At 29.2% G+C, this 19,995-nt stretch carries 18 protein-coding genes and 2 pseudogenes; all 20 read left to right on the top strand.

The window, feature by feature from the left end; translation table 11 throughout:
* Positions 1-611: 611 nt before the first annotated feature.
* Positions 612-5,111: an AAA domain-containing protein gene (locus BS101_RS14405; RefSeq protein WP_073539453.1), complete on the top strand. Its 4,500-nt coding sequence runs from the start codon at positions 612-614 to the stop codon at positions 5,109-5,111.
* 329 nt (positions 5,112-5,440) lie between these two features.
* Entirely contained in the window at positions 5,441-6,340 is a 900-nt protein-coding gene (locus BS101_RS14400) for an FMN-binding protein (protein ID WP_073539452.1), read from the top strand.
* A 183-nt stretch (positions 6,341-6,523) separates the two neighbouring features.
* Positions 6,524-6,646 (top strand): annotated as a pseudogene (locus tag BS101_RS24625) (hypothetical protein); the annotation flags it as partial.
* A 48-nt stretch (positions 6,647-6,694) separates the two neighbouring features.
* Positions 6,695-6,895: a hypothetical protein gene (locus tag BS101_RS14390; protein ID WP_073539451.1), complete on the top strand. Its 201-nt coding sequence runs from the start codon at positions 6,695-6,697 to the stop codon at positions 6,893-6,895.
* A gap of 121 nt (positions 6,896-7,016) precedes the next feature.
* Complete coding sequence (locus BS101_RS22845; RefSeq protein WP_156876056.1) at positions 7,017-7,181, top strand: hypothetical protein; 165 nt, start codon at positions 7,017-7,019, stop codon at positions 7,179-7,181.
* Positions 7,172-7,300: a GNAT family N-acetyltransferase gene (locus BS101_RS23920; RefSeq protein WP_242951284.1), complete on the top strand. Its 129-nt coding sequence runs from the start codon at positions 7,172-7,174 to the stop codon at positions 7,298-7,300. Before BS101_RS22845 ends, BS101_RS23920 begins: the two co-directional genes overlap by 10 nt.
* A 166-nt stretch (positions 7,301-7,466) precedes the next feature.
* A complete protein-coding gene (locus tag BS101_RS14385; protein ID WP_198039485.1) occupies positions 7,467-7,847 on the top strand; it encodes a hypothetical protein in 381 nt (126 codons plus the stop codon).
* 74 nt (positions 7,848-7,921) lie between these two features.
* Positions 7,922-8,170 (top strand): hypothetical protein, encoded by a 249-nt coding sequence (locus BS101_RS14380; protein WP_242951283.1) that lies wholly within the window; start codon positions 7,922-7,924, stop codon positions 8,168-8,170.
* Positions 8,171-8,284: 114 nt separating this feature from the next.
* A complete protein-coding gene (locus BS101_RS14375; protein ID WP_073539448.1) occupies positions 8,285-8,851 on the top strand; it encodes a nitroreductase family protein in 567 nt (188 codons plus the stop codon).
* A gap of 126 nt (positions 8,852-8,977) precedes the next feature.
* On the top strand, positions 8,978-9,586 hold the full coding sequence (locus BS101_RS14370) for a transglutaminase-like domain-containing protein (protein ID WP_073539447.1): 609 nt from the start codon (positions 8,978-8,980) through the stop codon (positions 9,584-9,586).
* A gap of 51 nt (positions 9,587-9,637) precedes the next feature.
* Positions 9,638-10,177 carry a nitroreductase family protein gene (locus BS101_RS14365; RefSeq protein WP_073539446.1) on the top strand — a complete coding sequence of 180 codons (540 nt, stop codon included), beginning with the start codon at positions 9,638-9,640 and terminating at the stop codon, positions 10,175-10,177.
* A gap of 512 nt (positions 10,178-10,689) precedes the next feature.
* Positions 10,690-11,025 (top strand): hypothetical protein, encoded by a 336-nt coding sequence (locus tag BS101_RS14360; RefSeq protein ID WP_073539445.1) that lies wholly within the window; start codon positions 10,690-10,692, stop codon positions 11,023-11,025.
* 197 nt (positions 11,026-11,222) lie between these two features.
* Positions 11,223-11,492, top strand: coding sequence for a hypothetical protein (locus tag BS101_RS23915; RefSeq protein WP_242951282.1), 270 nt, complete (start codon positions 11,223-11,225; stop codon positions 11,490-11,492).
* Between the two features lie 195 nt (positions 11,493-11,687).
* Complete coding sequence (locus BS101_RS23910; RefSeq protein ID WP_242951281.1) at positions 11,688-11,990, top strand: hypothetical protein; 303 nt, start codon at positions 11,688-11,690, stop codon at positions 11,988-11,990.
* A gap of 148 nt (positions 11,991-12,138) precedes the next feature.
* On the top strand, positions 12,139-13,194 hold the full coding sequence (gene hisC, locus BS101_RS14350) for a histidinol-phosphate transaminase (protein WP_073539444.1): 1,056 nt from the start codon (positions 12,139-12,141) through the stop codon (positions 13,192-13,194).
* Between the two features lie 1,817 nt (positions 13,195-15,011).
* Positions 15,012-15,530: a hypothetical protein gene (locus BS101_RS14345; protein WP_073539443.1), complete on the top strand. Its 519-nt coding sequence runs from the start codon at positions 15,012-15,014 to the stop codon at positions 15,528-15,530.
* Positions 15,531-15,764: 234 nt separating this feature from the next.
* Positions 15,765-16,223, top strand: a complete 459-nt coding sequence (locus BS101_RS14340) for a putative ABC transporter permease (protein ID WP_073539442.1) — start codon at positions 15,765-15,767, stop codon at positions 16,221-16,223.
* Between the two features lie 247 nt (positions 16,224-16,470).
* Positions 16,471-17,454: a DMT family transporter gene (locus BS101_RS14335; protein WP_073539441.1), complete on the top strand. Its 984-nt coding sequence runs from the start codon at positions 16,471-16,473 to the stop codon at positions 17,452-17,454.
* 620 nt (positions 17,455-18,074) lie between these two features.
* Positions 18,075-19,286 carry an EAL and HDOD domain-containing protein gene (locus BS101_RS14325; RefSeq protein WP_073539439.1) on the top strand — a complete coding sequence of 404 codons (1,212 nt, stop codon included), beginning with the start codon at positions 18,075-18,077 and terminating at the stop codon, positions 19,284-19,286.
* Positions 19,287-19,431: 145 nt separating this feature from the next.
* Positions 19,432-19,655 (top strand): annotated as a pseudogene (locus BS101_RS24620) (transposase); the annotation flags it as partial.
* Positions 19,656-19,995: the final 340 nt, after the last annotated feature.

Genomic DNA, 19,995 nt, shown 5'->3' with positions numbered 1-19,995 from the left:
AATAGCTTGGTATCAAAGGCTTAGGGCATTTTGACCTATTTTTTTTGTGTGCTTTATGTTTGCCTAGACTAGGGTTCTGGGGTATTTTTTGCTTAGAGGGGGTAAAACTTTTTCTCGAATTGATAAATACGCGAAAATGAATGGTGATTTGAGGAAATTGTATAGAGTGAAATAGGTATTTGTATCTTCTAACTTATTATGGGATTTAAAGGTATTGATATTGATACAATAATTTTGCTTCCAGTATACATGTTGCTTGAACTGTTTCATGTGGAGTGATTAGTAAGGTCTAAAAAGAAACACGGTTAGAAGTATTGATATAGCTGGGATTAGAGAATGGTAAGAATAGTATATGTTTCTTAATATAGGGTTAGCAAACAAGGAGAAAAGAAAATATAGTTAAGTAGAGCCCTTAAGTGTTTGATGATTTACTTGAGGGTTTTTTATATTATCAATGTTATATTTGATAAGGCAGGAAAAATAAAGGACATAACTAGCAAATGAACAGATAATATACGTGAAGCTTACTATATGGTGTTTGTTGAAATATATGGTATAATTGTGTAGAAAAAAATAAAATTTTATATAAAAATACTTTTGGAGGTTAACTAATGCTTAGTGAGAAAGAAAAGAATAAAGCTAGCAACCTATTTAGGTTTTTAAAGCAATATAATAATATAAAAAATCCTACTATAACAGATATTGATTCACAACATTGGTGTAGGTGGCTTGAGGATATTCCTATACATGAAAATATAAAAAATAATATACATAAAGATAATGATTCTGACGCAATATTAACTGTGGGCAAACCTGAATTTACTGAATGTCCTAAACCTCCTTTAGAATTAAAAGAATGGCTTGAAAATGGATGGAGCAAATTTGATAAAGAAGTAAATATAAAAAAGTCAATAAGTAAAATAGAAAAAGACTCAGGAACAGGAGAAGAAAAACTAGTCAAAATTAATTTTGATGATGATAAAAAAAGAATATCAGCGTTAGAAAACTGGAAGGACAAAAGAACTATTTGGTCAAAAAAAGAAATAGCTGCACATGATGTTGATGATATATTTAATATGTTATATACATTATATTCAACATTAAAAAAAGAATCTGAGGCTATGGAATTGATTTTTGGTGATGGAATTTTAGGATGTAAGTATGAAAAGAAAATATATCATCCTATTCTTTTGCAAAAAGTCAATTTAATATTTGATGCTAACATTCCAGAATTTAAAATTGAAGTGTTTGATAGAAGTCCTGAATTATATAAAAGCGTATTTACATTAGTACCAGATTCTAATACTGAATTATTACTAGAAATTTATAAAGAATTTGAAACAGAAGAATTTTCACCTTTTGATATTGATGAAAGTGATTCATTTCTTAATAGAGTTGCTCATGCTTTATCTCCTAATGGTGAATTTTTAGATAATGATGGAGAATTTAAATTTCAAGAATATCCACAGATATTTAGAAAACCAGTTTTATTTGTTAGAAAATTAAATATGGGTTTCGAGTCAGCTATTGATGCTATCTTAGAAGACTTAGAGGAAGTAGATTCTATTCCAGAATTTTTGAAAGATATAATTGGAGTAGATGAAGATAATAGCACTAAGTTAAATAATAGCAATAGTACAAGTACTGAAAATAGTAGCACATTATTAGCTTCAAATGGCTTAGATGAAAATATTATTCTTACAAAGCCTGCAAATATTGAACAATTAGCAGTAGCAAAATATTTAGAAACGCGTGGAGCTGTCTTGGTTCAGGGGCCTCCAGGAACAGGAAAGACTCATACAATTGCCAACATGATAGGACATTTATTGTCTCAAGGAAAAAGTATATTAGTTACAAGTTATAGTGAAAAGGCTTTAGCTGTTTTAAAAGAAAAGGTTACTGACAATTTACAGGCATTATGCTTAAGTTTGCTTTCTACAACTGAAAGCAGAATTGAAATGGAGAATACTTTAGATATTATTAATGAAAATAGATCTAGATTAGAACCGGATAGTTTAAATCAAAAAATAACTTCATTAGAAAGAGATAGAAAAGATAAAATCAAAAAACTAAGCAAATTGAAACTTGAACTGAAAAATGCAAGATTAAATGAATACAGATATATAGTAATAGGAGGAGAAGAGTTTAAACCTAAAGATTGTGGAAAATTTATTAATGAACATAAAGAAAATGCAAGCTGGATTCCATTACCTGTTGAAAAAGGTATGAATTTATCCTTAACTGAGCAAGAAGTACAAGAATTATATTTAAGCAATGAAGCAATTTCTAAGGATGAAGAAAATGAATTTGATAGTAATCTGCCAGATGTTTCTGAATTAATAACGCCTATAGAATTTAATAATTTAATTAATAAAAAAAATTCTTTCGAAGAAAAAGTATTGGATCATGGAGCTGAATTTTGGGAAAGTAACCGCCAAATAAGTGAACAAACACTAAAATCAATAATTGATAAAGTTAAAAATGCTGTTAAAAATATTAATTTAAATAAATTATGGACTTTAGAAGTAATACAAGATTCGAAAGAAGATATGCTAAAGAAAAACTGGATTAATTTAATGAATGAAATTGGGAGAGTATATAATCTCTCATTAGATTGTTCTGAAGATATTTTAAATTATAATCCTGAATTTAAAGATTTAGATAATAACATGGATGTTAAAGTGCAGATGGATGTAATAATCAGAAAGCTTGAAAGTGGTGGAAAAATAACTAGATTAAATCTTCTTTTAAATAAACAAATGAAATCATTTATAAATTCATGCAGAGTAAATGGGCATGTTCCTGTAAAATCCAATGAATATAAAGCTTTAAATAAATTTTATAATTTAAAATTGGAAAGAGAAAAATTAAAGAATAGATGGAATAGGCAAATGGTTCCACTAGGAGCTGATACTACTGAAGCTATGGGAGAAAATTTTGAAGCCACATGTGTTAAGTATATACCTATAATTAAAGAGAATATTAATTGGTACAATGATACTTGGAACCAAATGGAAAATGATATTAAAAAAGCTGGGTTAGATTTAGATAAAATTAGTACTAGAGTTGATTTATCTAGCGATAAATATAGCAATTTAAAATACATTAAGACAGATTTAAGTCAGAAAATTATAGAAGCTATGCAATCACAGATCAATAGAATTCAGTATGAAGAGATAAAACAAAATAAAGAAAAAATCGAAAGTGTAATTAACAAGTATTCAGCTAATAAAAATAGTAAAATAATAAGTCGGCTTCAAAATGCATTGACGAATGAAGATGTAAATTTATATAAGGAATGCTATGAAGCTATAGTATACATAAAGGGGATAGGAAAGAATATTATTAGAAGAAGAGAATTAATAAGCAGATTAGAAAAGACAGCACCAATATGGGCTGATGAAATAAGATTAAGAAATAATGAATTTGGAAGAGGAAATGTTTTCTTAAATATAAATGATGCTTGGAAATATGCTCAATTTAAACAGGAAATAGATGATAGAAATTCTGTTAATATTGAAGAGATTCAAAACGATATATTAGATATGGAAAAGGCATTAAGAGAAAATACGGCAGAACTTGCATTTAACAAAGCATGGTTATATAAATTAAAAGCTTTTGAAGATAATAAATCTCAGGTTAGAGCTATAGAAGGGTGGAGACAGCTTATCAGAAAGATAGGTAAAGGAAAAGGAAAAAGAGCAGAAAAGTTAAAATCTGAGGCTCGTAAATTAATGCCAGAATGTCAAGGGGCAGTTCCTGTTTGGATAATGCCTCTAAATAAAGTAGTAGAGAACTTTGAACCTAAAAAAAATAAGTTTGATGTAGTAATTATTGATGAAGCAAGTCAGGCAGATGTTATGGCAATAGTTGCATTATATTTAGGAAAACAAGTAATAATTGTTGGTGATAATGAGCAGGTTAGTCCATTAGCTATAGGTGAAAAATCTGATGATGTTGAAAACTTAGCTAGAGAGTATTTAATCAATATACCGCATCCGTCTTTATATAGTGGTAAATTTTCAATATATGATTTAGCACAAACATCAGGTTATCAGCCAGTAAGGCTTAAAGAACATTTTAGATGTGTTCCTGAAATAATCCAGTATTCAAATCTGCTTTCATATAATGGGCAGATTAAACCATTACGTGAGACTAGTCAAATTAAAATAAAACCACCTATAGTAACTTATAGGGTTCGAGATGCAGTAACTGTAAATAAAACAAATGAAAAGGAAATAGATATAGTAGTATCTTTAATATTAGCATGTTGTGAACAAAAAGAATATATGGGTAAGAATTTTGGTGTAATAACATTAAAAGGAGATAAGCAAGCTGCATTAATAGATAGAAAATTACAAAGTAAAATGGCTGCTAAAGAATATAATGAGAGAAATATATTATGTGGTAATCCTGCTAATTTTCAAGGTGATGAAAGAGATATTATATTCTTAACTATGGTAGATGCTAATGATGGGGAAGGAGCACTTAGATTACAATCATTTGGAAGTGATGATTTATATAAGAAGAGATATAATGTTGCGGTAAGTCGTGCAAAAGATCAGTTATGGCTTGTTCATTCATTAGATTCTGAAAATGATTTAAAAAAAGGTGATATAAGAAAGGGGTTATTAGAGTATTGTAATAATTATAAATCAAGACAAGTAGAATTTGGAAAGAACGTAGTTAAAGCTGAATCAGAATTTGAAAAGCGAGTAATGAAATATTTAATAGATAGAGGATACCATATAACACCACAATGGGAAGTAGGTGCATTTAGAATAGATATGGTAGTAAGTCATAAGGATAATAGAGTAGCTCTTGAGTGCGATGGAGAAAGATGGCATGGAGAAGATAAGCTGGAAGAAGATATGAATAGACAATCTATTTTAGAACGTTTGGGTTGGAGGTTTATAAGAATTAGAGGAAGTGAATTTTTTAGTGATGAGTTGGGTTCTATGGAAAGAATTATTCAAAAATTAAATGAACTTGAAATATATCCAGAGGAAGGTACTGATGATTCAAATGGTTATAATACTTTAAAAAATACTGTTATATCAAGAGCACAAGAAATTAAAGCAAGTTGGTATGTTGAAGGTGATGAAAATTAGGTGAACTAACCAATAAATCTAAATATACAGATGTTCTTTGTTATGAAAATAGAAGTTCTACACTAATAGTTATACCTTAGAATTCAACAATCAGCATTGTTACTTGGGAAGATACGGCTAATGTATTTTCATTGGTGGCTGTGAAGCAATTCATGATTCGTTGATAAATGAATAATACGGTGTTAAAAATTTAAAAATATGTTACAATTTCTATGTAAGTTAAGTTGGGAATATAAAAAACTGCTGATAGAAATAGATATAAAAATTCTCGTATAACATTGAACAATATTATAAATCTAGAAAGAGGCAGTTCTAGGGGGAACGTGATTGTGGATAAAAACTGGACTATGAGTGCTTATTATAAAAAAATAGTAAAGACTTTTCATATTATACTTGCAGCCAGTGTATTTGGTAGCTTATTATCAATTTTCATTATTTTCATAGTTAAACAAAATTGTCATATGATAACCGAAAACATTTTTGCAGTGGATTTAAGCATTCTTAAAATATTTACGTGGGGAGTGAATTATGCTTTCTTTGCTCTAATGTTAACTTCATTTATCTTTGGGTTGTTCACAGAATGGAAATTTGTTAAACATCGATGGATAATATTCAAGTGGATGATTGTATTAAGTATGTTTGCTGTAACTTGTTTTGGTTTGGGACCAGCTATAAATGGTATGACATCTATAGCGGATGCAGGATTAAATAGTTCAACAATGAGTAGAGAATATTTAAATTTTCAACAGAGAGCCGTAGTATTTAATGCAGTTGAGATAGTAGCTATTTTACTTATTTTTGTGATTTCTGTTTTTAAACCATGGGGAATAAGGAATGTAAAGCGACAGATTAAACAAAAAACAGTAATTATGATATTATTACCTCTCATAGCTATAGGTGTTGGATTTGCAACCATTAATGCTATAAAGTTAAACACAATAAGAAATATACCTATAAAAAATGTCGATCTTACAAGGATTAATGATGGAATATATATAGGAGAATCGAAGGCTGGAAATTATGCATATAAGGTGAAGGTAAAAGTTGAAAACCATAAAATTATTAATATTGAAGGGATAGATAATCGGAAAAGTCCCTATGTGACTTATGCAGAAGGAGTTTTTACTAAAATTATAAAACAACAGAAAGTAGATGTAGATGCAGTAACTGGTGCTACAACAACCAGTAAGGCATTTATGAAGGCGGTAGAGAATGCACTTAATAAATGAAGTGTTTTTACTTATCTATTTTCATAACTTTCAAAAAACGAATAATTATTTAGAACACTGTATTATTCACTGAATTTACGGTGCTTTTATGTGGTAAATTTCTAATAAAATAATAAAAAGACTTACTTATCAGGGAGTCTTTCTGGTGTTCATTTATATCAATAAAGATAGGATGGAAATGGTTTTATCTTGGTTACAAAATTTCTTTCTGATGAAATGAAATTTCAGTGGCCAAAGAATCAAGGAGAAGTAAGAGCTATAACAAGGCGCCAGCTTGAATGGTTTTTGGAAGTATTATGTCTATAGTAGGCTAGTTTTTTATTGTTCCAGATTAAAGTTATTGGAAGTGATAGGATGCTCTGTATCTACGATAAAAAAACAACCAAAGGAAACTTTGATATAAAAATACTCACCTCTAAAGGAATTACTGAAGCACAGTGGACGTCTCTTGGCCTTTCAGATGAGAAGATAAGATTTGCTTGGTATATGGAAGTTAGTTTAAGTATGGATGTTTTAAGGTTGAAGGAAGTAAGAGTTAATTATAATACTGTGTAGAAGAGGAATTGGTTAAAAAAATTTTAAGTAATTTAAATTGCCTCAAATTTCATGATATACTAGAATTAGTTACTATAAAATTGTAATTTGCTGCATATTAAATTTAATGGAGTAAAATTTTATGTTTTCTGATGTTAGAAATAAAAAAATCGTATTGGTATCACACTGTATTTTAAACCAAAATTCAATTTCAGATGGTACGGCCAACTATCCGGGTACAAATGAAAGTGTTCTAAAACTACTTATTCAATCTAAAGTAGGAATAATACAAATGCAATGTACCTAGATACATTAAGCAGCAGTGAAAGAGCAATTAAGCTTTATGAGAAAAATGGATTTGTGAAAACAGTAAGGTATAATGATAATATGGTTGCTGATGTTTTTATGAAAACAACTATTGGGTAGTGAATAGTAATTTAATAGAAATAAGGGCAATTTAAAAGTAGATATAATGGAAGAGGTTCTTATTATGAAGAAACGTTGACTAATTTATATTTTAGTTGGAATTTTATTTGGAGTGTTTGATTTTTACTATCAAGAGATTACTCGTGGAATAATTACTTCAACCATAATGTGGCTTTTAGTAGCATGGGGAGTTTGGTTGATTCCAATCACACCAATTGTTTTATATGAAGCAAAAATATCAGAATCAGTAGTTAAGTCAATCTTTGCTAATATATTGGTTTGGGTTATCTCCGTTTTTTCCTATTATATGTACATTCCAATTAAGTTTGTTTTTATAGGACAATCAACGATGTCAGAATTTTATATATCTAATTATAGAAATCAATTTTATTGGAGCAACTTGAAAAATTTACTTTGGGGTTTGATTTTAGAAGATGCTCTTGAATGGTTGATTGTCGCTGCCTTAGGAGGATTGATTGTTGGATTTGGTATTAGTTTTTTATATTTACGTTTGAGAAAAACCTCTAATATTAAAATTAAATCATAACTGAACAATATTCTTAATTTGTGTCACAAGTGTATATTTTTGCATTGTAAAGGTAAATGAAGGGAAGTGATATTTTGTTAAACAAACTTTTTCAACGTTTAAAGGAGAATCATTGGGAGATGATCTTTTTTACTGTAAAAATAGAAGAATATTGTGCTATAAAATATAAACTTATGAGTAATGGGATTAAAGTAAAGACTAAGATAATAAGGCACAAAGGAGTTAGAAATCCTATAGCTATCAATGGAAGTAGAAATGAATATTATGAAATATATATCCAACCCAAAGAAATAGAAAAAGCTAATAAAATTATTCATAGTTAATAAATGAAAATATGGAATTATATATGTGCTTTTAAGGATGCTTTGAAGTCCATTGGAATCTTTGAGACTATAAAAAAATAAGTAAAGTGTTGTTCAAATTTGAGGAGGGTTGGTATGGATACAATAAAGGCAATAGAAAAACGGAGAAGTATAAGAAAATTTGAAAATAAAATAGTACCAAAAGAAATCATAGAAAAATTATTAGTATTAGCAGCTAAGGCACCTTCAGGTAAAAATCGTCAACCATGGAGATTTATCGTTCTTGAAAATAGGAAGAAAGATGAGTTAGTAAGTATTATGGAGAATATGTTAAGTCTACATAAGAAACAGAACAAACCTACTGGAAGTTTTGAATTAAGCATCAATTCAATTGATGAAGCATCGGCAGTAGTTTTAGTCTTTAATGCATTTTCTAATTTTGAAGAAGACTATAATCACTATAGATTACTTACTGATATTCAATCAATAGGTGCAGCTGTGCAGACAATTCTTTTAGCAGCACAGGATTTTGGATTAGGTACTCTTTGGATTTGTGATATTTTTTATTGTGATAAAGAAATATGTTCATGGTTAAATCGTAGAGATGAACTTATAGCTGCTGTAGCCATAGGCTATCCAAATCAATCTCCTTATCCACGTCCACGAAAGTTACTACAAGAAGTTACAGAGTGGATATATTAGGATAATTGGATTTGATACATACATGCAGTAATAGTATTCTTATATGTTTTATTAATCGTAAATCTAAGATATTTGGACAATCGTAAATAATACAAATCAAATAAAATATAAAAAGGAGGCAACTAAATGAATTTTATATTAGAATATGAAGATTTATCAAATTATTTATTAGCTGACAAATATGTTGATTTTGATAAAAAAGTTATACAAAATAGAGCTAAAGAATTGTTTAGTGATAATTTGGATGAAATTCCAAAAATAAAAATTGCTTTTGAATATGTTCGGGATGAAATTTCACATTCTTGGGATATTCAAAGTGAGATAGTAACAAGAACTGCATCAGAAGTGCTGAAGTATAAGGAAGGAATTTGTTATGCAAAGTCAATGTTGTTGGCCGCACTATTAAGGTGTCAAAGCATTCCAATTGGTTTTTGCTATCAAAGATTAACTTTAGGTGATACTCCAGAGACAGGATATGGTATACATGCTTTAAATGCAGTTTTTCTTTCAAGTATAAACAAGTGGATTAGAATAGATGCTCGTGGTAATACAAATGGTAAGAATGCTCAATTTTTAATAGACGGAGAACAGCTGGCATTTCCAATTCGCGCAAAATATGATGAAGTTGATTATCCAACTATATTTGCTAAGCCTGTTAAAATTACTACACAAACATTAGAAAATAATACTAATTGTATTGAAATGGTTAAATATAAATTACCTGATGTATTGTGATTTTGGGGATTAGATTTCAAATATGGAATTTTAAGGAGTGAATTAAATGATATGATTGAAGAGATTAAAATACGTAGAAGTATAAGAAAATATCTCAATAGACCAGTTGAAGATGAGAAAATAATTCAACTAGTTGAGAGTGCAAGACTTGCCCCATCCGGCAGCAACACCCAGCCTTGGCATTTCATTATAGTAAAGTCTGAGTTAATTAAACAAAAATTGGCTAAAGTATCTCATAATCAGCAGTGGATGATTTCTGCTCCGGTATTTATTGTATGTGTTGCAGATATACGTTGTAGAATAGCAAAAAATGTGGATATATTAATAAAAGAAGATAGTCCACAAGAAGAACTAAAACAAATAATTAGAGATACATCGATTTCCATAAGTTATATGCTACTTGAAGCTAATAGTTTAGGATTAGGTACATGCTGGGTTGGATGGTTCATACAAGAAGAAATCAGGCCAATTTTAAATATACCTTCTGATAAGTATGTAGTTGGTATCATCACCCTTGGTTATGCTAATGAAGCACCAGAAACTCGTCCAAGAAAAAAGCTTGAGGAAATAGTACATTATGAAAGTTGGTAAAATAAAGGTATAATAGGAAGCTGGGAAGGTGAAGTGATGAAACCTAAAAATTATGAAGACCTGATAATGAAAAGGGCAATGGATCTTTTTGCAGAAGAAGGATTAAAATTCTTTGGAATAAATAAAAAGTCAAGGAACTCGATCCAACAGAATTAGTAATTTTAGAAGCTAAAAACATGGTCATGGATTAGATATTGATGAAATTGGGTTGATAAGAAAAGTACTAAAATAGGATAATTATATATAGAAAAAATTTTTCACATTAAATTAGCTTATTATATTATAGTAGGCTAGTTTTTTTATTGCTCCAGATTAAAATTATTGGAAGCAATAGGATGATTTGTATCTATTGTAAATCCAACTTTAGGAACCACTACCCTAACTCTTCGAAATAATAGATCCTACGCTTTTACCCCGGGGCAGGATTAGGGAAAATCATACACTGTTCAGGAGGGCTCCTATATTCAGCCAAACATTAAATACATTATGGTAGATGGAAATGGTATTAAACATTGGGATACTTCAAGTCAAAGCTATATCAGAGTTTCAAAGCTTCCGCGCTGATAGCAAATAAATTTCAAAGCTATGGTGATGACAATTATCATAAAGAAAGGACAGGACTTGTGCCCACTTCTCCAATATTCAAAATATGGTCACCACTAGCTGAAATGCCGGTACCTGTGGTAACTCAAATAATTGGACTAAAGTCTGTAATTGTGAGCATGAAAGAAGACTTTTTATTTAGTGAGTCATATATAATTGTCTCAGTACTTCAAGGAATTACTGAAATGCAGTGGACGCCCCTTGGTCTTTTAGATAAGAAGATAAAATTTGCGTGGTATATGTAAGTTAGTTCAAGTACTGACGTTTTGAAATTAAGAGGGATAAAGGTTAACTATAATACTGTATAGAAGAGGTATAGGATGTATCTTCAAGAATGTCTAAATAATTCAATTTAGTTCCCTCAAACTTCATGATATACTAGAATTAGTTATAATGGGATTGTAAATTGCTATGACTTATCTTAAATGTTTTAGGGGGAAAAATGGATAATAAAATAGAGATAATTATAAAGCAATTTGTACAGCACTATTTAAAAATAAAAGATGTTCAAACCAAATGGGAAGAACCTTTGGTAGCATATGCAGATGCAATGGACGAGATGTTTTATAAACTTAAAGATGTGGTAAGTTCTTCTCATGCGATGCCCAAAGATTTTTTATCTGAAGCAAAAACAGTGGTATCATATTTTATACCCTTCAATGAAGACATTGTTAAAAGCAATATAGAAGGGAAAGAATGCTCTAAAATTTAGGCAATAGCTTATATAGAAACCAATAAACTAATAGTAGATTTAAATACTTTTATTACAAATGAATTACAAAAATTAGGGTATAAATTAAGTAGTATACCACCAACATATAATTTTGATGATAAGAAATTAATTACTGATTGGTCTCAAAGACACGTTGCTTTTATTGCAGGATTAGGTAAATTTGGATTAAATAATATGCTAATTACTGGTAAAGGATGTTGTGGACGAATTGGAAGTTTTGTAACTGAACTAAAGCTAGAGCCTACTAAAAGACAAAATAAAGAAAATTGTTTATATAAACATATGAATATATGCAAAAAATGTGTAGATAGGTGTGTAAATAATGCTTTAAAAGTTGATTATTTTGATAGACACAAATGTTATGAAATGTGTTTGTATAACGATAAATTTCATTCAGATGTTGATTTCACTGATATTTGTGGTAAATGCTTGGTAAATGTTCCTTGTTCAGGAACGAATCCAGTAAAACCATTATAAGTACGGTTGCAGTTAATAGATTATCAGCAGATAAGTGTGAACTTAAGTCTATGTATTTGTTAAGTGAGTATCATAGAAATTTAAAATTTCAAATAACAATATAACATACTTAAATTTAAAAATGTAGAAATAGAAGGGAGCATCATATATGAGTAAATATTGGAGCAAAATTGCAAAAAACATTGAACCCTATGTTCCGGGAGAACAACCTAAAAATAAAAAATACATTAAACTAAATACCAATGAAAATCCATATCCGCCTTCTCCTAAAGTTATTAAAGCTATAGAACAAGCAGCTAATAATAATCTTCAATTATATCCTGACCCCAATTGTGATGAGCTGAGAAATACTTTGGCAAATTATTATAAATTATCCTCAGATCAAGTCTTTATAGGTAACGGCTCTGATGAAGTATTAGCATTTTCTTTTATGGCTTTCTTTAATCAAGAAGTACCTATACTTTTTCCAGATATAACATATAGTTTTTATGAAGTTTATGCTAAATTGTTTAATCTAAAATATGAATTAATTCCGTTGGATGATAATTTTGATATCCCTATAGATTCTTTTTGTATTAGAAATGGTGGAATTGTAATTCCAAATCCTAATGCACCAACTACTAAATATATGGCTATTGAATATTTAAAAAAAATTGTAGAATATAATATGGAAAGTGTTGTTATAATTGACGAGGCATATATAGATTTTGGTGGAGAATCTCTAGCTAGATTTGTAAATGATTATCCAAATTTATTAGTTGTACAGACACTTTCTAAATCAAGAGCATTAGCAGGATTGCGGGTTGGATTTGCTTTTGGTCACATAGAATTAATAGAAGGCTTAAACAGAATTAAAAATTCTATAAACTCATATACAGTTAACCGTCTTTCCATGGCAGGAGCAAAAGCAGCTTTTGAAGATGAACATTATTTTAAAAATATCAGTTCCAAAATTATAAATACGAGAAAAAAAGTAATACCTTATTTTAAAGATCTAGGATTTAAGGTGTTAGAATCTAAAGCTAACTTTTTATTTGTCACTCACAATAGAATCCATGCTAAAATAATATTCAACGAATTGAAAAATAGTGGAATTCTTGTTAGATATTTTGACAAACCAAGAATTCACAACTTTCTAAGGATAAGCATAGGAACTGACGAAGAAATGGACATACTTATAAACAAATTAAGAAATATCGTTTGAAAATCACATTTACAATGTGCTCATATCAAAAAATTAATAGTATTTAAGTATCTAAGAATAAATACCAAGTTAAAAAAGTATAAGAAGATGGGTTCCCTTAAAAGATCAGCTAGTACAGGATTTTATTGAGGGCGTATTATAGGTTTAGGTATGTTTGAAAACTTTAATTCCTGCAAAAAGTAGCGATAAATTCCAATGATGTCAAAGGCTGTATCACCTAAAAAGGTTTTCTATATAAAAGTGAATTGTATCTTGAAAGTTATAATTCAACAAATATTATTAATAATAAATTATGCTGTGTGGAGAAAATATTCAGAATCATTTTCAAATGAAGTTATTCGTTTAAGAACAGTGAAATAAATTACTTATGTAATGTATCATTATAATCCCCATAGTAATAATTATAATAATTTATTCTACTGTGAGGATAAGAAGAGTTGTGAATAGCAGAATTTATGCTCAAAAAAATTAACTATAGGAAGAAGTATTTATCATTTTGTATTAATAGTTTTAGTAATAGGATTTGTATACAGCATAAATATTATACTGTAATATATAAGGATAAAATCGAAAGGTATAATCTTTTAAATGTTTTTCCCCTAGTATATTTACAGTAGTATTTGTCAGAGATAGGCACTGGAGAAACTGGTGCTTATTTTCATGTTGGGTTAAATCACATAATGTTTTGACAACTAATATATACGATTAATATATAATAATTATATAGGGATTAGGATTTTAAATGTAAAATACATAATTGCCTGGTTAAGGATTATCTTCTGTTTTGTTCATATAATGGTAAAATTCATTACAATAAGTTAATAAATATGACATTAAACTGTAATAAATACTATATATAATTATAAGTGTCCTAAGGAAATAACCTTAGTTTAAATAAATAGTTTATAAATTAATGCCCCCTAAGCATAAATGTAAACTGGTGTCTGTAGTTGCAGGATACTTAAAACTCAAATGCAACTGCCACAGGATAGTATAAATATTAGTCTCCTTCAAAATAATGTTATATAAAAATAAGCACTCGTCATTTAGAGTACTTATTTTTATATTTTAAAGATTTAGTTAATAGGGAATTGTATACAGTGGCAATTAGTGGGTAAGGTACTTAGCAAGTTTAGGTGTCTTTTATCATGATTGTAAATATCATTTAACATTCAATACATATTATGTAAATAATTATAATATACAATAAAAATGTCCTAAGTTGTTAAAACTTAGAGGGAAAATGAGTGCCTGTTTGTTTAGGCAGTGTCTATTTTATATTATTTACAAATAGTTATTACATAGGACACTAGATTGTAACAAGTACCATATATAATAAATGTTATAACAGATTATAAATTAGTTCCCTACTGTATGAAGATTTAACCCGGTGTCTGTGGTTGCAGGGCACTTTAAATATAGATGCAACTGCCAGAAGCTAGTATATTAAATTGCGTCCCTTCAAAATAACATTGTTAAAAGTAGGCATCCATTATTTAGGGTGCTTATTTTTATTGGAAAAAGTCGAATTATTTTAATGTTGTAGATAATGTGCATAGCTTGTGGATAATTTGTAGAAATAGAGCGTAAAATAATAAGTTAAGGCAAATATCAATTTAATAATGAATGAATTCTGTCTTTAGTACCTCTATTCATAGATTTTGAAAGTAAATTAGCAAATAAGTTACGAAGTTCTGTGTAATATCTCCTTCAATACCAATATTCAACATAGAATATTAAATCTATCTAAAATTTAGGAGGAATTTTGGGGATTGTGAAGAATATATGTGGTATTAAATATCGAGGAGATGTTGTCTTTGGATAAGTTAACTATAGAGAGTTATTATGAATATGCAAATAAGGAGTTAGATTTTAATGAACTAGGAAAGTTTGATTTAATGGATGAAAAGCAATTAGATTTAAAGCTTCTTAATTTAATTGATTATATTAATAGTAAATTTGATTCAAAAGATCTATATTTATATCGTAAAGTAGAAATACATGGGATTTTAAAGAGTTTAGAAGAAATAAAAATATATTTTAATAATAAGTTAGTTTTATGCAAGGGGAAAGAAAAAATGATTGATTATAGCCATTTTATGACATTTGTAGCAACAGGTATTTCTATATTAGTAACTATGGCGTTTATATTAATTCGTGATAATAAAAATAATATTATATCTTTCATTATTTGTGTATATATGATTTTATTTATATCGGGGTTTTTGAATTATGTAGTAAGTAAGCTTAAAGAAAAATCATTAAATAAAATACGTATTGAGTGTGGATTTTATGAATTAGTTTTAAATATTTTAAATGACAAGATTAAGAAGTAATGAAAGGGTAATATATTCTTTAGCTTTGCTTCCTTGATTTGTTACAATATTTTTATGATGTCCCCTAACGCCGGAATAATAATAAATAAGGCAAAATAGGGGCTAGAGATAATTTTTTTATTTTGTTTGAAATACTTATAACGAAAACTTTATGACAAATACTATAAAGTATAAAGAATTATTACAGGTTTATGTAAAAACACTTACAACAGTAGAAGAGGTGAATTCAGTAGCATGGGATATAATTATTCTAGATTAAAGAAAGACCTAATTTTAATATTCATGATGGGTGCTTTATATATGGTATTGGAGGGTTTATGGCACGGATGGACACATATAAGTATGTTGGTAGTTGGTGGAATAAGTGCTTTTTTAATAGGAAGGCTTAATGAGCATCAAATGTTTTATGACAGAAAAATGTGGCAGCAGTGCATTATAGGAACTCTTATAATTCTTGTACTGGAATTTATAAGTGGTGTAATACTTAATATATGGTTAGGATTAGGCATATGGGATTATTCTAGGGAACCTTTTAATTTGTATGGGCAGATATGTTTATCTTACACCTTAATATGGTTTATGTTAGTTCCATTTTGTGTATATGTAGATGATTATCTAAGGTACAGATTATTTGGAGAGAAGAAGCCAGAAGGGTTGACGCACAACTATAAGGTATTGGTTACTTTGCGATAGTAGGAAACCATGAACTAACGATTATTTATATAATTTTACCGATAAACAGGAATTTGGAGAGCTGATATATCAAATATTATCTGTGCAAAACGAAGGCTGCGATGAAGTTTTTCCACACTAGTGCAAATTCGTAAAAAGAGTGCTATAATACTAAACATAAAGAAATTTCATCGGGTGAGCACCTACCGTATGCGAGGCTAATCTTGCATACGGTATTTTTTATTATGAAAAAGAGAGGAAGTCTGTTATGAAAAAAACAAAGGGTACATTAATACTGCTTTTAACTGCACTTATATGGGGAGTGGCTTTTGTGGCACAATCCTCTGCGGCAAATAATATTGGTTCATTTACCTTCAATGCGGCACGCTCATTGGTCGCTGCGCTGTTTCTGCTTGTGTTTATGGAAGTGAGAAAGGCTTTTGAAAAGGCACTTACGGGAAAACTGAAAAAAGCAGATTCCAAGCGAGTCATTATTGGCGGCCTACTCTGTGGTATTGCTCTGTTTTCTGCCGTCAACTTCCAACAGTTCGGCATTTCGGTTTATCCTGACGGTGTAGCATCCTCCGGCAGAGCTGGGTTCCTCACAGCAAGCTATGTAGTCATGGTCGCTCTGTGTGCTCGAATCTCCGGCAAAAAACTGCACCCGATCGTTTTATTTTCGGTGGTCGGCTGCGTTGCCGGAATGTATATGCTTTGCCTTTCGGGTGGTTTCTCCGTCATTTATCTTGGTGATATTTTGGTCCTTGTCTCGGCGGTTTTCTTTACGGCGTATATCTTGGTTATCGACCATTTCTCAAAGCTTGACAGCATCAAAATGTCCTGCATCCAGTTCTTTGTATGTGGAACACTATCTTTGATTGCTACGATTATCATTGAAAAGCCAAGCATGGATGTCCTACTTGCCGTATGGTTGCCAATCCTTTACGCCGGTATTCTATCCAGTGGTGTGGGGTATACCCTACAGATGGTAGGCCAGAAATATGCTGAGCCTGCGGTTGCATCTATTGTAATGAGTCTTGAATCCGTATTTGCCGCTCTTGCAGGTTGGATAATATTAAATGAGCGCCTGAGCAGCAATGAACTGATTGGATGTGGAATCGTATTCCTTTCTGTTATTCTGGCACAGGTTCCGGAGTTTATAAAAAAAGGCAGCGAGGTTAAACAGAAGACTGGTTGGAAATCATCAAGCAAATGTGAGTATAATATAGAACATAGAAGTCCTAATTTATAAGACAGTAATATTTTCAGTTATCGAACTAACTAATTTCAATTTGTAGTTGAGAGTATGAGCATAATGTGTAGTTGAGTTATTTCGCATTTTTCTTATTATGTTTAAATTCAAGAGCAGAAATGCTCTTTTTAATTTTTTCTTTAATCGTTCTTTAGGCTGAATACTTTTATCGTACTCATCTATTGGTCCAAAATAATTTCTATTACATTTTGTATTCCCCATGCCCATAATTTCACTATTCATATATTTATAGCTTATATAAATATCGGTTAATTATATATGTAGATGATTTCAAATAAAAAAATATATAAAAAACTACTTATATATTTATTCGGATCCATCGATTATATACTTAAGTGGACATATATTTAGTATTTTAAATTTTTGTTAAACTAGAGAAATTAATAATTCAAAGTGCTGATACCTTTAAGTTAGTTTTGCAACCTGATTCTTTTCTTAAATATAATATGTGAAAGCAGTAGAAACAGGAATAATAGGAGGATTCATTTATAAATATCAATGAGCTTATGTTTAAATTAATATGTGCGTTTAGCATATCAAAATATTTTATCAGATAAATTAAAGATTGTGTTATGTAAACGTATAAAAAGGAGGTCCTTATGGATATATTTGTAGCAAGGCAGCCTATTTTTAATAGATTTAATAAAATTTATGGATATGAACTTTTGTTTAGAGACAATATTAAAAAAAATAAATGTATTGAAAGCGATGGAGATACAGCAACTATTAAAGTTATAAAAAATAGTATTTTTTATATTGGTATGGATAAGATAGTTCAGAACAAAATGGCGTTTATTAATTTTACTGAAAACATTTTAACATCGGGAATATTTGAAATAATTTCGCCTGAAAGTGTAGCAATTGAAATCTTAGAAAATGTAAAGCCATCAGATAAAGTGATAAATACATGTAAAATTCTAAAACAAAAAGGATTTATACTTGCTTTAGACGATTTTCCTTTTGATGAAGAACATAAAAAATTTATTAATCTTGTAGATATAATAAAAGTTGATTTTCGTATAACTCCAGATTATGAACGAAAAAAAATAATTAATAGTATAAAATCTAAAAAAATAAAATTTCTTGCAGAGAAAGTTGAAACAGGTGATGAATTTAATGAAGCTATGCAGTATGGATATACATATTTTCAAGGCTATTATTTTAGTAAACCTGTAATTATATCCGGTAAAAAAATACCCGAAAATAAACTTCTATATATAAAGTTACTAAAGGAGATAAATTCAAAAGAAATATCTATTGAAAATATCGAAAATTTGATTAAAAATGATATTTCACTTTCATATGATTTGTTAAAAATAATAAATTCTGCTCAATTTTGCTTAAAAAGTCAGATAAAATCAATTAGGCATGCTATTGTTTATTTTGGAGAAAATAAAATAAAAAAATGGATAAACTTAACCTGTGTAAAGTCAATTGCCAATGATAAGCCAGAGATATTTACAGTTAATACACTAGTTAGGGCATATTTTGCAGAATCCATATTTATCAAGTCAGGACTGGTGGAAAAATCATTTAATGCATTTTTAACAGGAATGTTTTCTTTAATAGATGCTATATTGGAAAGACCACTTAATGAGATATTAAAAGAGTTATCTATGCCCAGTGCGGTTAAAAGTGCATTACTTGGAGAAAAAGATAATTATTATAGTAAGGTATTAAAATTAATTATTGCATATGAAAACGAAAAATGGGATGAGGTAACACATTTGCAGTTAGCTTTTGCTCTAAAGGTTGAGGATTTAATAGGTGCATATTTTGACTCTACATATCAAGTGGGATTATATTTGTGATTGTTTCAAGTTAAAGTTTAACTAGAATAATATGTACTTTGAAATTATAGTGTAGGAGTAGCAGCTCTGTAACCAGGGGTGAAGTAGTTAAATTTCATAACCATATGCTCTGAAGCTTAACAGTTTATGCTTGTCCTACAATATTATATGTCCTAATAATAAAATCCTTAGATTTACTAGTGTTGATACTGGTAAATACAAAAAAAGAAGCTATGTTGCTAAACATATTGATTGTCAAAATTGTTCTTTAAAAGATAAGTGTCTCCCTCTAAAGTAGCTAGACGAATTGTTATTAGCTTTGATAGAAAATCTATGAATAAAAACTATAAGTTTATAGACAGCTTTAGATATACAGAAGTCATAGTTATCTATTTTATTACTTGATTTAGGGGAAAAGATAGTATATTACATGGATTCTGTAATGTACTATCTTCTTCAATACTACTTGGATCTTTATCCAAAATAAAATTCAATTCTTTCAACTTTTTATAGTGCTTTCTGGTAGCATGAAGCTCCTGTTCTTTTTCTCTTTTATTATAACTTCTTCTGTTATATTTATATCATTCATGTTCCTAGATGTTTCCTTTAATTCAAAACTTGCGTCACAAGTGAAAAATTTTATAAAATAATTAGTAGACTAAAAACAGGCATTTATTTTAAACAGATTAATACTTATTTTATGCTATACTAAAATTAAAAGTTATTTAGA

The sequence above is a fragment of the Clostridium kluyveri genome, assembly GCF_001902295.1.
Taxonomy (GTDB): domain Bacteria; phylum Bacillota; class Clostridia; order Clostridiales; family Clostridiaceae; genus Clostridium_B; species Clostridium_B kluyveri_B.
This window is presented reverse-complemented; position numbering and strand designations above follow the sequence as displayed.

What these genes read in the sequence shown, in the direction of transcription:
- BS101_RS22845 (WP_156876056.1), top strand. Translation starts at nt 7,017, where the DNA reads ATGTTTTCTGATGTTAGAAATAAAAAAATCGTATTGGTATCACACTGT.
- BS101_RS14375 (WP_073539448.1), top strand. Translation starts at nt 8,285, where the DNA reads ATGGATACAATAAAGGCAATAGAAAAACGGAGAAGTATAAGAAAATTT.
- BS101_RS23915 (WP_242951282.1), top strand. Translation starts at nt 11,223, where the DNA reads ATGGATAATAAAATAGAGATAATTATAAAGCAATTTGTACAGCACTAT.
- BS101_RS14365 (WP_073539446.1), top strand. Translation starts at nt 9,638, where the DNA reads ATGATTGAAGAGATTAAAATACGTAGAAGTATAAGAAAATATCTCAAT.
- BS101_RS14385 (WP_198039485.1), top strand. Translation starts at nt 7,467, where the DNA reads ATGTGGCTTTTAGTAGCATGGGGAGTTTGGTTGATTCCAATCACACCA.
- BS101_RS23910 (WP_242951281.1), top strand. Translation starts at nt 11,688, where the DNA reads ATGCTAATTACTGGTAAAGGATGTTGTGGACGAATTGGAAGTTTTGTA.
- BS101_RS14390 (WP_073539451.1), top strand. Translation starts at nt 6,695, where the DNA reads ATGCTCTGTATCTACGATAAAAAAACAACCAAAGGAAACTTTGATATA.
- BS101_RS23920 (WP_242951284.1), top strand. Translation starts at nt 7,172, where the DNA reads ATGTACCTAGATACATTAAGCAGCAGTGAAAGAGCAATTAAGCTTTAT.
- hisC (WP_073539444.1), top strand. Translation starts at nt 12,139, where the DNA reads ATGAGTAAATATTGGAGCAAAATTGCAAAAAACATTGAACCCTATGTT.
- BS101_RS14370 (WP_073539447.1), top strand. Translation starts at nt 8,978, where the DNA reads ATGAATTTTATATTAGAATATGAAGATTTATCAAATTATTTATTAGCT.
- BS101_RS14340 (WP_073539442.1), top strand. Translation starts at nt 15,765, where the DNA reads ATGGGATATAATTATTCTAGATTAAAGAAAGACCTAATTTTAATATTC.
- BS101_RS14335 (WP_073539441.1), top strand. Translation starts at nt 16,471, where the DNA reads ATGAAAAAAACAAAGGGTACATTAATACTGCTTTTAACTGCACTTATA.
- BS101_RS14405 (WP_073539453.1), top strand. Translation starts at nt 612, where the DNA reads ATGCTTAGTGAGAAAGAAAAGAATAAAGCTAGCAACCTATTTAGGTTT.
- BS101_RS14325 (WP_073539439.1), top strand. Translation starts at nt 18,075, where the DNA reads ATGGATATATTTGTAGCAAGGCAGCCTATTTTTAATAGATTTAATAAA.